Raw genomic sequence first — 16,661 nt, 5'->3', positions numbered from 1 at the left:
GACAATCACCGCAGGGTCCCATTTCACACCATCTAAAACAAGATACTCGTCAGAAAACCAACAGAGTACTTTTCAGTCACCCTTTTACAGCCTAGACTGTATGCATATACAGCAAATCATAATTTATCTATATACAGGAAGGGACATCATGGCTGGATTTACCGGTTTTACTCAGCAGGGGCTGACGTTCTTACAGCAAATAGGACAAAACAACACCAAAGAGTGGTTCGAGGAACATCGTGATATTTATGAGCAACATCTATTGCTACCAATGCGAAAACTGGTGACAGATTTGGGCACCGATATGATGGCGATTGATGAGCTTTTTGAGATTCGGCCAGCGATTGGCAAAACAATTTCCCGTATGAATCGGGATACTCGCTTTTCTCATGACAAATCACTCTATCGCAGCAACATTTGGCTGACATTCAAACGATCGCGTAAGAACTGGACGGATGCACCCACTTACTTTTTTGAATTTGGCCCCGATTGGTGGCGCTATGGACTGGGCTATTACAGCGCCTCACGCGCGACGATGGACCTGTTTAGGCAACAGTTGGTACGTGCGCCTGCAGATTTTCTTAAGATTGCTGAATGTATCCATCCGAACTTTTTAATCGAAGGTGAAAGCTATAAACGTCCGCTTATCAAGGATCAACCACCAGAACTGGCAACGTGGTACAACAAGAAGTCATGGGCATTAATCAGCCATCATCACGACATGGAACCGCTATTTTCAAATCAACTGGTTGATATCTTAAGCAAAGATTTTAGACGTTTGTCACCAATCTATGATTTTTTGATGAAAATTGAAGGATTAAAGAAAAGTCACAACAACTTTGTGTCGTGAAACCAAAGAAGTTGTGATGTAGATAAAATGAACATTAATAAAGGGCTATAACAATAGAAAACAAAAATAACATTTATATCTTTTATTATTTTAATCCCCACAAAAGTGGGGATTACTTACTCCACGCAATTAGACTGACGTCGATATCACTGTAATAAATAGTTAATACAACATTCATCATTAACAAAAGTGACAAATAAAAAACCCCACTTGCTTCATGTTATGCAACTTCTTGGCAAAAGTTATTCATCTCTATCCCATTAAAGATGATAATTTCACTACGTAATAAAACCCATTCATTAATCTCATCATTTCACAACATCTCACCTCAAGCCAAGAAAGAGCTAACCATCTGTTATTTAAGTAATTTACTATTAACACCATCTGCAACTAATAAATAAAAACAATAATTACACTCATCTAATCCTTATCTAAAAGAATAATAAAATCGCCCTAAATTGGTGCAGCAGCACTAATATCCATCACATTTATAGCGCATCAATAATTTATTTAATCTAAGTATAAAGTTTTAACTTACGAGGCCGATTATCGTAGGCAATTACTGTATTCACCTGTTATTCGGGAACTCCCCCAATATTCTGAGGTTATTATGAGAGTAAACAAACCTGTCAGTCGGCAGGAGTATCCCATTGATCGCGATACCACCCTGCAATCCACCACAGATACTCGCGGAAATATCGTCTATGCGAATGCCGCTTTTGTTCGTGCCAGTGGTTTTGAATATCAGGACTTGCAAGGCCAGCCACACAATATCGTGCGCCACCCTGATATGCCCCCCGCCGCTTTTGCTGATATGTGGCAGACCTTAAATGCGGGCCTGTCGTGGTCATCTCTGGTGAAGAACCGCCGTCGAAATGGCGACTATTATTGGGTACGAGCTAATGCCACCCCCCTGCGCCATAACGGCCGAGTAAACGGTTATATATCGGTACGTATTGCGCCAACCCGTGAAGAAGTTAAACAAGCTGATGCGCTGTATGCAGACTTTAACTCTGGCAAAGCAAAACAGCGCCGTATCGGTTTATATCGTGGATTAATTGTTCGCACTGGTTGGCTCTCGTGGATGTCGCTGTTCCAAACGCTGCCACTACGTTGGCGTCTACGCGGGGCATTATTTGGCGCAGCCCTCCTTCCCACCATAACGGCAGGCGTGACAGGCATAACAGGGTTCCCCTTGTTGACGCTAGGGGGGGTGACGGTTGCTAGCAGCATCATCATGTCATTTTGGTTAGAGCGGCAGGTTGCACGCCCTATCACCGCGATTTTGCAACAAGCTCAAGATGTCTCTTCTGGGCAGGCTGGTGACTATGTGCAGTTTAACCGTGTCGATGAAATTGGCTATTTAATGCGTAGCGTGAATCAGTTAGGCCTCAATCTTCGCTCATTGACCGATGATGTCAGTGGGCAAGTCGATGGTATCAATACCGCTAGCAGTGAAATTGCCGCAGGCAACCGAGAGCTTAAAGTCCGAACGGAGCAAGCAACAGCGAACTTGCAACATATTGTCAGTGCGACAGAGCAACTCGTTGCAACAGTACAAAACAGTGCTAATAGCGCAAATGAAACAACCTCACTAGCGGCAATGAGCAGCCACGCGGCGGAAAAAGGCAGCGAGTTGATGCACCAAGTGATTGACACTATGGGAACAATTAATGATTCCAGTCACCGTATTGTCGATATCATCAGTGTGATTGAGGGTATCGCCTTCCAGACCAATATTCTGGCATTAAATGCAGCCGTTGAAGCCGCGCGTGCGGGTGAGCAGGGCCGTGGATTTGCCGTAGTGGCGAGTGAAGTTCGCCATTTGGCTCAGCGGTCGTCAACGGCGGCAAAAGAGATTAAGCACTTAATTGAAACCAGCGTAGAACGGGTTCGCGACGGGAGTGCCTTGGTACAAAATGCAGGTGCTACGATGGACAATATCGTTAAACAGGCGGGGCAAGTTTCCACTCTAATCAGTGAAATTAGTACCTCGACGCATGAACAGACACAAGCACTTGGCCAAATTAGCCAATCAATTGGTCAGTTGGACCAAATGACGCACCAGAATGCGGCGATGGTTGAACAATATGCAGGCGCGGCGGAAGAGTTGGCACAGCGAACGTTGCGCCTAACTGCGGCAGTCCGTATTTATCGGCCGGTACAGTGACCGCGTACGTTGGTGATATGAAGCTAAAATAACATCGATAAAATAAAGGATTAAGCATAGCCACCACATGATTTGTTATGGCTGCTATGGCAGAAATCTCATCTGTCATAGCAATAAATACAAACGTCGCTATAGTAATAGGTGGTTATTCAATTATTAAATAAGGAGTTTTATGTCATCACTTAATCAAACATCTGTTCGCGCTCAGCAAGGTGAATCCGATGCAAACTTACCTGGTGAAGATCATCTGATCGCCCATGAAGCTTTGCTTGTCGCACTAATGGTTGAATGCGCGAATGAGTCCGATAACGATCAATTTCTATCCAGTGTGCGGGACACACTTAACGAAATTTTAGGCACTTCTCGTTATCTTGAGGCTAGCAAGATAGCCAATGGTTTAATCGATGAGGCGGATGATAAAGCCAACCGCTAATGTTTAGCCCTCAGAATTGAGGGCTTTTTATTGTTTGTCACTCTTCTTTTATTGCTTCACTTTGTCGTGATAACACTGAATAGTTGCATAAGATTGCCGTCAGAATGACGAATAGGTGCCCTTCTGAAGAATCGAGTAAAAATGAATTAAACAGATGGCTGATCAAATAGCTGGCAAGCAAGGCGATAAATATGCTTCTCGTTTCTTGAGGTAAACGCCAAGCAGCGCGGAAATAGCACCACATCCATCCCAAGAATAGCGCAAGCCCCACAACACCTAATTGAACAGTTTGCATCAGATATTCATTATGCGGATTGATGCTATAGCCAATTTGTGGGTTCGTGAACCCAAAGCCCCCCGCCCCATGCCCCAATAAGGGTGCTTCCTTAATGAGTTTCACTGATTCAATGATAAATTGAGTCCGTAGTCCCATTGAGCTATCGCACGAAACATCGGCATTACCCTGCGAGGCAGTTAAACAAACTTTAACCTCTGCCATCCCGCGTTCCACCCGCTCAACGGCTCGGTTTGGGACAAAGACAATAATGGCACCAATTATCAGTACACAAACCACCATCCCTAAACGCTGACGGACTGATAGTGACAATATCCCCCACACACTAAAAGCCGCTGCCAGCGCCACATAACCCGTTCTACCTTGCACCATAAACACGATATTATAGATAGCCAGTACAACCAGAAGGCCGTAACAGCCGCGCTTGATTCCTTGATGCTTAAATGCGAGAGAAAGCCACATCACTGCCGCTAAGGCCATAAAGAAATTATGGGTGATTTGCAACTTAAACACATGAGGATTCAGTGGGTTTATTTCACCTAGCGGCAGATGAAGAAACCCTACCCATAGGCTTGCCGCGAGAATAACGGCATTTGCCAGTAAGAATCCTTTAACAAAAGAACTGACCAGTGAGCGAGAAAGTAAAAAAAACAGTGCCAATGGAAAAATATATAATAATTTAAGATACTTACTCACCATCACATTACCGTACAAATTATGATGCCAGAGCAGAGATATCGCGAGTAGTAGAAAGGTTATCGCAGGCAACCATATCAACGGATTTTTCGCTAATGTTTTCACATAACGCGTATCACGATTAAGCAGTACGCAGATGAGCGCCAGCACCAAAGAGAGATTCATGATGAAATTCGACGTCGGTAACCCAATACCGAGCAAAAATGCGGTGGTACACGACAAGCCAGCAACATAACGATGCATCGTGGGTAAACCGGGTCTTGAGGCAACTGAATTCATAAATTACTCACTGAAGATTAATAGCCTGCGGGGAACATACAATATATTCTCATCGAGAATCCCACCGAAATAGCCGACAATTAAAACTATGCCGCCAGTGATCTAAATAGATAACGGAACCACCATAGTGGCCGCCACCATATCTTCCGTTCAGGTATGCTCAACCGGCGGGAATGTACTTTTTTGATTTCCCAATTAAAGTTAAGAAAGATTCTGCTGTGGCCATGTTCAGCACCAAATCGTGCTATTTCATTTTTTTTACGATCATCAATTGGCGCATTATGCGTCAAATCACGAGTCAGTGAGTGATAGCTATTCTTCCTATCGACATTACGTTCAATACAACGGTATTTTTTTGGCAAGTATCGCGGTGTTGTACCGTGGTCTTTATGGAACTTCACAAATCGGTAGTCTTCGGACCCATAATGCCCCGCAAACTCCTCATCGTATCCGTACAGCCTAAAAAACCGAGCTCTGGACATAAAGAACAAATTAGGATGGCCGCGATAAGCTTTACCGGTTGCATCATCAGTCCGGTAGATACGGAACAAAGATCTCCTCGGATTACGTGCATTAACCAGATAGCGCATAGTATCTTCAGGTAGTAAGCAATCTAAATCGGTGATAATAATTTTGTCTGATTTAGCATACAAAACACCCAGATTTCTGGCACCCGCTTGGTTCCATTGAATATCACTTGTTATCCTAAGCCATGTAAAATTGAGGTCATAATCTTTGATGTCGTAGTCTAAAGGTGAACAATCATCCACAATGACGAACTCTACGGCATCTTTAATATCATCTGGATAAGACTCATACTCATTCAACAATGACTCAACAGACCCCATATTCCCTTGATTACAATAGAAATGAGTGACATACGTTAGCTTGATATGCTGCTTATCTAAAGAATGCCGAGCTTTAACTATTCCTAGATCCCTCTCCATTGAACAATCCTCTGCGTTAATAGAGAAATAAAAAATTATACAGATTGTATAAAACACTGCTTAATTGACCGGTTGAATATTAATGAAGAATAAATAGAAAACAAAGAATATTTTAGTGTGAGATGTCATCGCCTCTGCAATCCATATGACATAGTGTGCCTAATCAACTTATTGATAATTTTTGTACAACTCAAGTCCTTTGTCGACCCAATAAAAATAACTCTCTTTTTTTTACTGAGTTACAGGCAATCACTACTAGATAACTCAATTTTTTGCAGTGATTATCACTAGAAAAAAACACATTCTCTATACTAGATCTCGTGACGAATACAAGAACATCAACTATACCGGTGTTGCTCAGTAACGTGACCTTAAATTTTAAAAGTTTGCCTAACATTTAATCTTATTAAGCCATAATTAAAGAAATGTAGCAGGTATGTTATAAGTGGCATCTAAAAAAGCAAGAATAGTCCTTATACGAGAGAACATAATATTGGACTAAAATATGCAATGAGACTTAAGCGTAAAAATCCCCCTTAACTGACATTCATAAGGGGGATGAATTCAAAAAACGTTGGGTTATTAGAACTATTTTCCTTGTTGACGGAACAAGGTTACGGTCTCCCAAGCTATCTGCTGTAAAACACGCGCGGTTTCTTCTGCCATATTGCTATCTACCGGTAATCCACCACCAACGGGTGATTGATCATAAATGGTCGCAAACAGTACGCAAGATGCCAGATAAGTCCCTGCTAATGAAGGATGACTGCCATCACTATGATATAACTCTATTTCTGGATGAGTTTCGATCGAACGACTAAAGGCTAAACCAACAGGTGCAATATACCCACCTGTTTTACTGGCTATATCAATATAGGCTTTGGCCAATTTATCAGTTTGTTCTTTTTTATCTTTATTTGCCCAAGTCATAAAATACACAACTTTAGAGCCCGCTTTATGTGCGGTATCTGCCATTAAACTTGCAGAATCAACGAAGTATTGTCGCACATCTGCTTTGGCCGAAATGGGTTCCATAGAGTTACCCTGCAAAATAACCACATCCCATTTTTGAAGAGAATTTTGGAAACTCAGGTTGGGAATATGCCAGCCTAATTGGCCGCTAGAAATAGTGATACCCCGAAACATATACCCTTTAGCTTTATCGGGTAGCAACGAACGGCTTAGGTCTCGAAGCCGGGTATTCACATGGTTGTTGTAGTGCATGTATGAATTGCCATAGAGCGCAAATGTCTTCCTTTCACCCTCTAATTTGGCTTGTGGCGCAGATGCTATAATAGAGTCAGCCTGAGCACTCGCTATTGTGATTAAGCTGCACGCGAATAACATTATTAATTTATTCATTTTCTTTATCCTCAGAAGTCGTACCGTAACCCAAGAACAATCGCATCATCGTTAATTTTCAGGTTATTGTTCGCCAGTACTTTGTCATAGGTTAGCGATAGATATGCATTTTTGGCTACCGTTAATTGGGCTTCAGCCCGCCATCCCTCTTTTTCATATATATCCTTTCCATCTTCATCTAGGAAACTATATCCTCCTAAAATTTTAATATGATTAAACTGATATGAAGCTACTGAATCAAAGCTGATATAATCATTGTCAGGTTTGTTGTCGCGTTCAATGGATATTTTTCCCGCGGTTACCGCAAGTGACATCGCATTGTAATCAAGCTGCACCCCACCCATTATCTGCTGATGTTTCTTGCGCCCATCGGTGGGTATTTTTTGCGGATTATCTTTACGTTTAAACTCGCTGGCAGCAAGGGCTGGGGTGATTTTAAAATCACCCCACTTGAGCATTTTCCGATAGCTTAGCATCACTCCATTATCAAGCCCTTCATTGTCACTGTTAGCATTACCAGCAACATAGGCAATTTGAATCTGATGTCCGTCAAATTGGCCATTCCACTGGAGAGTGCCATCCTGACGGTTATATTGATATGATGTGTCAATTGAGCTGATACCATAGTTATAAACATTTGGCGTGAAATTCTTATATTTATCAGTCATTCTCATTACCTGGTATAAAGGATTTTGAGTACGACCACCAATTAAGTCACCATAGCGAGCATGGGATATACCGAGCCACGCATAGCGGGCATCTAGATCTCTATCTTTTGTTTTATTATCATTTTTCTCGGTACGCAGTTGCCATTCTAGACGACCAATGATTTTAGTATCTTCAAGTAATGAAAGGTCTCGGGTGACGTAAATCCCTAGACGCCCACCTAACTGATTGCGGACATCATCCCCAGCAAATGAGGAGTCTCCATGCGCAAACTGATATTCTAAACGACCATAAATATCCAGAGTTGTTTTATCATCTTTATATACATTCATCGCTAATGCTGATGAACTCATACAAGTTAAAATAATAATCGGTATTGTTTTAGTTTTCATAATTTACCTATAATTAAAAGCGTATAAATCACCCCAGTTAAAAAATCTCAACTGATAAGTTGATAAAAATACTTTTATCGCAGGCATTGTTAATAGCATTACGTAAAACGAGATATGGGAATAATAATTTCTCATTTTAAAATGTGACAATATGCGCAAAAACACAAAACCCAATTAGATTTCCAATAGGAACCTATCCAATTAAAAGAATAACCAATAAATAAAAATTAAGTAATTAGTATTCATCGAGCAGTTGAAAATATTGAAGTAGGTGCTTTATGTTAAGCTTGTCACATTTCCAACCATTAAGCAGTGTTCACATAAGGGAAATGCATATTCTCATTTTTATATTGAGAAAATTAGACCAGAATTCCCACTATCAATAAGGATATAAATAGAAATAACTCACTGATATCGCTTATCTACTTATTTTGGAGTCCATAATGCGGGGTAATCTTAGTTCGGTATTTGATTCAGAACTGTATTCATCCTTGTTTACTCACCCTGAAATGAAAAAAGTATGGTCCGATGAAAATTTGATTCGCTGCTGGTTGGAGTTTGAAATGGCAGTAGCCTCCGTACAGGCTGAATTAGATATCATCCCAGCTCAGGCCGCAAAAGAAATTGTCACAACTTGTCAATCGTTAGACATTGATTGGCAACGTCTAGCAACAGAAACACGTTCAGTTGGAATGGCTATAAAACCATTAGTCGACCAAATAACCGATGCAGGTACACCATTGGTTAAAAAATATTTACATTGGGGCTGTACTACTCAGGATTTATTAGATTCTGCGCTGGCCATGAGGATAAAACAGACGTTGCTGTTAGTGCGAGGCCAACTGATTGAGTTGGGTGAACATCTTAAAGCAATGGCTCTTGCTCATAAAGCCACCGTCATGGTTGCCAGAACCAATTCTGTAGATGCATCGGCAACAACGTGGGGATTACAGGTTAGTAGTTATTTAAGTGAGCTGACTCGGCATATTCATCGTCTTGATAATCTCTATCCCACAGCTATCACAGGCTTATTTGGTGGCGCAGTCGGTAACCTCGCTTCCGTTGGTCATAACGGCATAGAAACTAGAAATAACCTAATGAAAGCATTAGGCTTATCAGCTCCTATTGGGATGATGAATGCCAGTCAGGATAATGTAGTACAAGTCATTCAGTTTTTTGCTTTAGTACACGGTACTCTTTGTCGGATAGCGAATGATGTCGAAACCATGGGAAGGCCATCCTTGGGCGAACTTAGGGAAGGAGAAGGCGGCGGCGGTTCCAGTACTATGCCGCACAAAACGAATCCTCGTGCCAGCAATATGATTCAAACACTATCCCGTATGGGTTGGATGTATGCCTCTGGTGCAACCAATCTGCTCGACCAACAGGATGTACGTGCAGCATCAATGCGTGTACTCAACTGGACACTACTGCCTGAATCAGCGTTAAGTCTCTCCACCAGTCTCGATCGCGCCAGCCGTCTTATCAATCATTTAGTCGTTGATAAAGAACGAATGAATGACAACTTCAACACCTCTAAATATTTTATCATGTCAGAATCAGTATCAATGAAACTGGCTGACAAAATTGGTCGAGATCAGGGTTATCATATAATGAAAAAATTATTAAATACGGCTGATGGAACCCAAAACTTAGAGCAGTTAGTGTTAAATAATACTCAGATTCGTGAGTTCCTAAGTGAAGAAGAACTTATTACAGCTTGCGACCCCTCATCTTATCTAGGGTGTAACGATACATTAGTGGATGAAACTGTGGCGTTCTTTGATTCCACAGATAAATTCAATAAGGTATCTATCTGATCGAAAGGATAAGTCTCCCCTAAGCATCGCTTGGGGGTGTTTAGTCCACTTATTTCGGTAGTGGCGAGAACAATTCAAAAAATACAAATAGCTCTTCCAATTGCTCAAAATTCCCTTCTCCTTCGCCTTTTTCATAGGCCAGATGCAGAACTAATTCTATAAAAAAGAAGCTAATTATTCTGCTTTTAAACACTGATTGAACATCACTTGGTAATACAAACTGTAGGTTACAAAATTTGCCGTAGGGATTCGATTCAGAGTTGGTTATCAATACCACGACTGCATCCTTTCTACGGAACCACTCTGTCACTCGAATGACGACTCGATTAAATCGGTAATAGGAAAAAGTGATCAGAACATCTTTACTGGATAAATTCAGTAAATCTTTAGGTAAATCGCCAACATCCACTGAGAGAAGTGTCACACTGTCTCTAAAATATTTAACCAAAGTAGTGAAGTGTTTAGCCATCGCATGAGATGAAGAAGGGCCAATAACATAGAGATGTCTATCTGTATCTAGAATAAGGCTGATAAATTTATCCAAACTGTCAATATCGATATTATTTTTGAAACTATCAAATAACATCGTCACATTTTTATTAAATTCAGAAACAATTTCTGCCGTAGTAATTTTAGCCTTTTCGTGAGTCCGCGATACCAACTCAAATGGTGGTACCAACTTCTGTTGTGATAATGCCTCCTCCAATTCGCGTCTAAAAGCCGAATAACCGGTAAAACCCAACTTGTTTAAAAAGCGCCCAACAGTAGCTTTGCTTACCATCGCATTACGTGCAAGGTCAATAATGCCATGAAAGGGCAACTCATTGAAATGAACCTGTATATATGCATCTAAACGGCATTCAGAGTCTGTTAATGAACCTAATTGTGTAGTTTGTGAAATATATTTATCAAGTGTCAATAAATTATTAATTTTCATTAGTCACTCCTTTTAACACTGAACTCTCTGACTCAAATAATAAATATATTCTCTGCATAATGCTTTGCTAACGATCAAGCAATGCACTGCTACAATGATAATATTAATTGATGTAACTGAAAATTTTAAACAATGAGACACTGCGCACAATTTACGGTGAGAAAACTATTTTCTCATTCTTTCAGTGATTCCTTACTTCTACTATGACTGCATTGCAGACGAACAATCAGATTGTTCAACTCACTTGGGAGCTATCTGTAACGTTTTATTTAACCGTGTTTTTTCACCCGAATAAAATAAATAAAAGGGCTAATCTCATGATTGCATTTATAATCGCAATAGTGATAACTATCATTGCTGCATGGTTAATTATCAAAAACTACCAACCTCAAACAGTATTGCTGCTAGCCGGTATTTCTTTACTGACTATCACTGCTATTTTTTATCCAGAGAACAGCATCTTATATGATAAAGCAAAATCAACGGGTTCAGTTTGGGTCGATATCTTCGCTTTTGCTAAAAACTCGCTATCTACTCAGGTAGCAGGCATCGGCTTGATCATTATGGCGGCGGGCGGTTTCGCAAGTTATATGGACCATATTAAAGCGTCAAATGCTATGGTTAACGCATGTATTCGCCCTCTCCAGCTCATCAAAGCACCCTATCTTATTTTAGCCATTGGTTATATTTGTGCACAGTTGTTACATGTTGCGATTTCTAGCGCCGCTGGATTAGCGATGTTGCTGCTGGTCACTTTTTTCCCAGTGTTGGTTCGTCTTGGTGTGAGTAAAGCCGCAGCAGCATCAATGATTGGACTTTGTGCATTCATGGACCTTGGCCCTGCTGTGGGGACTGCTAACCTCGCGGCTAAACATGCAGGAATGGAAACCGCAATCTATTTTGTCCATTACCAAATGCCAGTGGCAATTGCTGTGATGTTGGTGGTCTCCGTATTGGTTTTCTTTACCGCTAAATATTACGATAAAAAGGATGGTCACACAGTCGTCATTCAAGAGTCGATCAGTAACGAAAGTAAAGACGAAATTCGTATACCAACTTTCTACGCGTTGTTACCTATATTTCCAGTTGCACTGGTATTAATATTCAGCCCGCTATTTATTGATAGCATCAAAATAGATGTGGTCACCGCAATGATCATCGGTACATTGACGGCGTTTATCTGCGATCTTTTAGTAAAACGTGATTTCCGAGAATGTTGTAAAGGGGTGCAAGTCTTCTTCAAAGGAATGGGAAGCATGTTTACCAGTATTGTCTCCTTACTGGTTTGTGCTGACATCTATGCTCAAGGAATGCAAAAAATTGGTGCTATCGACTATTTACTGGTATCAGTGCAAAACGCAGGATTTGGTTTTGACAGTATGACGATTCTGATGACGTTACTGGTCGGCGTCACGGCGGTATTGACCGGTTCTGGTGTCGCTGCCTTTTTCTCCTTCTCGGGAATGGCTCCATCAATCGCAAGTAAATTCGGTCAAGAAGCTGTTACCATGATTCTTCCTATGCAATTAATGGCGGGTATGGGCCGCTCAATCTCTCCGGTTGCGGGTATCATCATTGCTGTCAGCAAAGCAGGTGAATGTTCCCCGTTTATGATAGTGAGACGAACATTAATTCCGGCTATAGGAGGTATTCTCACTATGATGTTGGCAAATTTCCTACTGTTTTGATCGCGAAAAATCTCATTACCATAATGATATTATGATAGTTATTATGCTTAATTAAAAATGTAAAAACAGCCACGGCATCTGAATACAAGAAGTTACTAATGCTCACTCCCCTTCCAAATTAGGCGGGTGAGCCCTTCTCTTGAAATAAAATAGTCCGGCTCATGCTCAATTGCACTTTGTGCCACAGTACAGCCCATACCAGAAGTAGTAGCCAAATTACCGCCAAAACCAAAGAATGTTATCGCCAATCCATTAACGTGAATTGCGGCACATCTTTATGGCAATGGAAAGTTCCATGCACTCAATACCAAAACCCGGTTAGATAAACCCTGTACAGTCTCATCCGTAAACCAGCGGTCAGGTGGTCATGTTCTGACGGCAGAAAATAAGCCTATTTGCCCTACTCTCATCCCCGGCAACAATGCCTAATAAATAAAACGCTGTCGCCAGGATGAATAACTCCGAGTTCTGAGCGTTTTCTCCAGTATGGTGCTGCCACCGGCCTTTCCCAGCAATATCAGAAAAGAGATGCACAGAGCGCTCAGTGGCAGACTCAGAGATCGGGATTTGACGATGTAAGGCGCATCATCGCTTCAGAGGTTCTATTGCTCCTGTACTCTCCATTGATTGTTGGACGCCGGATCGCGGAATAAGCGATAAAGTTTGGCGTCGTGCCTAGGTAAGGATTCAAACCAACCTGCAATTGCAACCTCGCCGGGAATAGAAACGTTTTTCCCAATCACTTGGTATATCAAATTACCGTTTATGAAGATAGGCTGACCTTCGATTCGCACTACATCGCCATCCCGGACACCATCGAAAAGGCCATGATGCAAGGCAGATACTAACGAATCACGAGGTTCCCTGAATGCGGCGTCTATCCGCGAAGAGTGGTACATATTCATCGTCAAACTCAATGCAACGCCGATTCCAATAAATGGAACGGAGACCGTTACCAGCTTCGCTAATTTCCCGGTAGATAAGCGTTCCACTGCAGCAGCGGCAAGAAATGCAAGGCCAAAGCACTGATAATAGATGGGAACGTGCGCGGTTCCCCAGACTAATTCTGATTGATACCTAACCGAGGTCGAGATCAGGGCTGGAGGAACAAGCAGAAGCATCAATGCCGCGAAAACCGCCATGCGAAGTGCTGGTTGTTGGGTAGATTGACGTCGAAGCACCATTATTGCCATGGTAGACCATAGGATCATCACGGCCCATGCAAGCTTACTGGTGGACGCCGCCCTGAGAAGTTCTGGCAGTGGGTACTGGAGATGGCCAAGGAGAGCATAGTAGCTTCCTGGCAGCGTCGCAAACAACTGTTTCAAAAATGTCTCCGGAACAGCACTCATGTGCCCGAATTCCGAACCGGGATATGGATTCAATGCTATAGATTTTACATATATGTTTGCTGCTATGAAGATAGCAAACGGCAAAACTACGATTGCAACATCGCGCAACACTCTGCGTTGCTTTGACGCCAGTACAGCCATGAGTGCAATCGGTACGTAAACTACATTGATCTCATAACACGTCATTGACAGGACAGCCAGCAGCGATGATGCAGCAAGCCATCCAGAGGCCTGCGTCTCGTGCCACTTATGAAGCAGGAGAAGAGATAGCATAAGGAGAATGCCGAGCCCTTGGCTGAAGCCCGCGAATGCTGCCAAAGGATCGCCAGCACCACGGATTTGTAGCAAGGTTATGAGAATCAGTACAAACAATCCAACTGTCCGCCAACTGATACCCACCCTTCTTAGTAGCAACACCGTGATGCCGATATGCCCAATAAACAGTGCCATGTCTGCAAGTCGAACGGCAAGTTCATCTCGTAGCACATAAAAAAAACCATAAATGGCCGGCCATGGGAAAAGTATTCTCCCAGAATTGACAAACCATGATCGAGAAACTCGATAGGAAAATTCCCAAACACTAGAATCAAATCTGTGAACCATACCCCATGTTTGGCTGTTCAAGGAGTCATCGGCCCAAAAACCATTTTTCGCATATGGGAAAAGGACGATCGCGAACAACAGGAAAAGCATCGCTCCGAAAAAAGACTTTTTTAAGTTAGTTATTTTATGTGACATTTCAGGTAAAGGCGCTCCAATGACGGTGGCTTAAAAACAAGTTGGGACTGTAATTTTATCATTCCGAAATCTCGATGGACATTCTCCATTGGGTTCGGTGAAATTCATAGATTCCTAAATTTCTCCAGGGTGATAATTCAGCATTAAACCAGACGAACATTCCATACGAGAAGCACCCTCGCTGGGATGTTGGCCTCATAAGCTCTAATTGGTTCGGGTGGATGACTGTGTAATTATCCTGCCTAACTGAACCATTCACTTTTAGAGTTCTTCCAACATACTGTTTATGTCCCCTGAGGAGATCGCCATGCGTAAGCTCCGATGCACTGAGCACCAAATCATCGCAGTTTTAAATCTGTCGAAGCCAGATGAACAGTCAACGCTGTGTGCCACGAAGCTGCTGGCTCTTGAACTGTGGGACGAAGAAGCATACCAAGGAAAAATTACGAAATCCAACAGCCAGCAAGCACTAACGCTATATACGTTTCATCCAGCGCAGCTTTTTTCTTCTTTCTTTTCAACCTTGCCTTAAAGCTTTTGTCCTGCGTCAATATATTTACCACTATATGTCTGACTCCCGATATTAATTCCGCTGCACTTCTTCTAATCCGACAATCGTCTTATTTCATTGCTATCAGCACAATTTATTCTCGATGCCCCAGTGAGCTCATATTGATGTTGCAAACTAGGCATCACATGGCCCCCCAAGGATAATTGGGCCACTGATATCGCTGCGGAATATACCGATAAATACGATAATGGCGGCTATACCGCTACATCCTTACAGTTTACCGGCGGCACAGCACCGCAGTCACAATAGCGGTCTTGCCAACAAACAACAGCAAAACCAAGTCAGCAGCGATACTGCCAATTATCAATATTTGCTCGCTGCCACAACATGACGCGCAAGATATCGCATTGATATTGAATGGATAATTATGACGACCAATTAGTACCGCCACGTCGTGCGGCAAAATAGTGGTCGCGCTGGGTTGGCAAGGGGCAGTGCTAATTGATAAAGGCGTATTTACCGTGGATGAAATAGAGCACAGCGGCACACCGGATAAGCTGACTATTCGCGCCCGTAGTGCGGATTTCCGTGAAACGCTGAATGTTCGCCGTGATCAGTCTTACCACTAATGGCGGGATCATTAAAATAATTGCTGAGCGCAATAAGCTCACGCCAACTTTAAATAAAATCATGTCTGATTTAACGGTTGACCATATAGACCAAACCAACGAATCAGACGGTAATTAAATTACCCGATTGGCAAAACAATATGGCGCTATTGCCGCCGTAAAAAATGGCAATCTGTTATTTATCAAACAAGATCAGATGAAGACCGCCAGAGATAAACCGATACCAGTGATGACCATTATCCGCAGTTTGGGTGGCAGTCATCAATTTAGCATAGCTGATCGGGGCGCTTATACTGGGTTGTGGCGAACTGGCTTAGTACCCACACCACCGAAAGACCAGCGGTCAGGTGGTCAGGTGGTCATGTTCTGACGGCTGAAAATAAATTTATTTGCCCTACTATCCTCCCGCTTTTGCGGGATTTTTTTCGCCTAAATTACGGCCAAATTATCTTGCTCAAAAAATCTTTGTCGCCACTTTTCAATTTTTGGTGAGCGCCAAAAACAAAAAAAACCGCCTCTCGGCGGTTAACGACATACTCATACTACTTTGTTTTACTTAGAATATTTTCCATGGTGCCCGGGGCGGGACTTGAACCCGCACAGCCATAAGCCGAGGGATTTTAAAACGCCGGTAATATTTCTTTAAATCATAATGTTAGCTGATATTTTCGCCATACTAAGTTTTAGATTAAATACTATATATCAATGGATTATAAGATCAGTTCTAAAGATATGGCGAAAGAAACACATGGGATTATAAGTAACTGAGAAGATGGTTTTTTTACTTGTTCACCATCATGCTGTGTCGAAGATCAAAGGTCTAAATGTTTTCATGCTAGGGTAAATATCTCAAAGAAAGCCATTCGGTTACGGTAGGTTTTAATGACAAAGTCGCC

The 16,661-nt window shown here is 42.1% G+C and carries 12 protein-coding genes and 2 pseudogenes; 7 read left to right on the top strand and 7 right to left on the bottom strand.

The window, feature by feature from the left end; all coding sequences use genetic code 11:
• Positions 1-145 precede the first annotated feature (145 nt).
• The 3 genes from DA391_RS09870 to DA391_RS09860 all read left to right on the top strand — a co-directional run bounded on the left by DA391_RS09870 (position 146) and on the right by DA391_RS09860 (position 3,453).
• Positions 146-850 carry a DUF2461 domain-containing protein gene (locus DA391_RS09870; protein WP_088130211.1) on the top strand — a complete coding sequence of 235 codons (705 nt, stop codon included), beginning with the start codon at positions 146-148 and terminating at the stop codon, positions 848-850.
• 610 nt (positions 851-1,460) lie between these two features.
• Entirely contained in the window at positions 1,461-3,020 is a 1,560-nt protein-coding gene (locus DA391_RS09865) for a methyl-accepting chemotaxis protein (RefSeq protein ID WP_098904666.1), read from the top strand.
• 172 nt (positions 3,021-3,192) lie between these two features.
• On the top strand, positions 3,193-3,453 hold the full coding sequence (locus DA391_RS09860; RefSeq protein ID WP_050285760.1) for a hypothetical protein: 261 nt from the start codon (positions 3,193-3,195) through the stop codon (positions 3,451-3,453).
• A gap of 37 nt (positions 3,454-3,490) precedes the next feature.
• Here DA391_RS09860 and DA391_RS09855 read toward each other — a convergent pair whose 3' ends face one another.
• The 4 genes from DA391_RS09855 to DA391_RS09840 form a co-directional block, all read right to left on the bottom strand.
• Entirely contained in the window at positions 3,491-4,723 is a 1,233-nt protein-coding gene (locus tag DA391_RS09855; RefSeq protein ID WP_108087657.1) for an O-antigen ligase family protein, read from the bottom strand.
• An 86-nt stretch (positions 4,724-4,809) separates the two neighbouring features.
• Positions 4,810-5,670 carry a glycosyltransferase family A protein gene (locus DA391_RS09850; protein WP_050080532.1) on the bottom strand — a complete coding sequence of 287 codons (861 nt, stop codon included), beginning with the start codon at positions 5,668-5,670 and terminating at the stop codon, positions 4,810-4,812.
• A gap of 588 nt (positions 5,671-6,258) precedes the next feature.
• On the bottom strand, positions 6,259-7,032 hold the full coding sequence (locus DA391_RS09845; protein ID WP_050080531.1) for a DUF4886 domain-containing protein: 774 nt from the start codon (positions 7,030-7,032) through the stop codon (positions 6,259-6,261).
• An 11-nt stretch (positions 7,033-7,043) separates the two neighbouring features.
• On the bottom strand, positions 7,044-8,090 hold the full coding sequence (locus DA391_RS09840; protein WP_050080530.1) for a porin: 1,047 nt from the start codon (positions 8,088-8,090) through the stop codon (positions 7,044-7,046).
• 443 nt (positions 8,091-8,533) lie between these two features.
• On the opposite strand from DA391_RS09840, the gene DA391_RS09835 reads away from it, so the two are divergent.
• Positions 8,534-9,910 (top strand): class-II fumarase/aspartase family protein, encoded by a 1,377-nt coding sequence (locus tag DA391_RS09835; protein ID WP_050285763.1) that lies wholly within the window; start codon positions 8,534-8,536, stop codon positions 9,908-9,910.
• Positions 9,911-9,959: 49 nt separating this feature from the next.
• Here the strand turns inward: DA391_RS09835 and DA391_RS09830 are convergent, their stop codons facing one another.
• Positions 9,960-10,847 carry a MurR/RpiR family transcriptional regulator gene (locus tag DA391_RS09830; protein ID WP_050080527.1) on the bottom strand — a complete coding sequence of 296 codons (888 nt, stop codon included), beginning with the start codon at positions 10,845-10,847 and terminating at the stop codon, positions 9,960-9,962.
• 317 nt (positions 10,848-11,164) lie between these two features.
• On the opposite strand from DA391_RS09830, the gene dcuC reads away from it, so the two are divergent.
• Both dcuC and DA391_RS09820 read left to right on the top strand, forming a co-directional pair.
• Positions 11,165-12,535: a C4-dicarboxylate transporter DcuC gene (gene dcuC / locus DA391_RS09825; protein WP_050080526.1), complete on the top strand. Its 1,371-nt coding sequence runs from the start codon at positions 11,165-11,167 to the stop codon at positions 12,533-12,535.
• A gap of 161 nt (positions 12,536-12,696) precedes the next feature.
• A complete protein-coding gene (locus DA391_RS09820; protein WP_226722681.1) occupies positions 12,697-12,861 on the top strand; it encodes an ogr/Delta-like zinc finger family protein in 165 nt (54 codons plus the stop codon).
• 276 nt (positions 12,862-13,137) lie between these two features.
• Here DA391_RS09820 and DA391_RS09815 read toward each other — a convergent pair whose 3' ends face one another.
• Together DA391_RS09815 and DA391_RS24470 are read right to left on the bottom strand one after the other, a co-directional pair.
• On the bottom strand, positions 13,138-14,625 hold the full coding sequence (locus tag DA391_RS09815) for a hypothetical protein (protein ID WP_050080524.1): 1,488 nt from the start codon (positions 14,623-14,625) through the stop codon (positions 13,138-13,140).
• Positions 14,626-15,068: 443 nt separating this feature from the next.
• Positions 15,069-15,245: pseudogene (locus tag DA391_RS24470) on the bottom strand (ISAs1 family transposase); the annotation flags it as partial.
• 308 nt (positions 15,246-15,553) lie between these two features.
• Here DA391_RS24470 and DA391_RS09805 point away from each other — a divergent pair.
• Positions 15,554-16,086: pseudogene (locus DA391_RS09805) on the top strand (phage late control D family protein); the annotation flags it as partial.
• Between the last annotated feature and the right edge of the window lie 575 nt (positions 16,087-16,661).

Origin of the sequence: Yersinia massiliensis (assembly GCF_003048255.1) — a bacterium.
Taxonomy (GTDB): domain Bacteria; phylum Pseudomonadota; class Gammaproteobacteria; order Enterobacterales; family Enterobacteriaceae; genus Yersinia; species Yersinia massiliensis_A.
The sequence above is the reverse complement of the archived record's forward strand: the minus strand, read 5'-3'. Positions and strand labels throughout refer to the sequence as shown.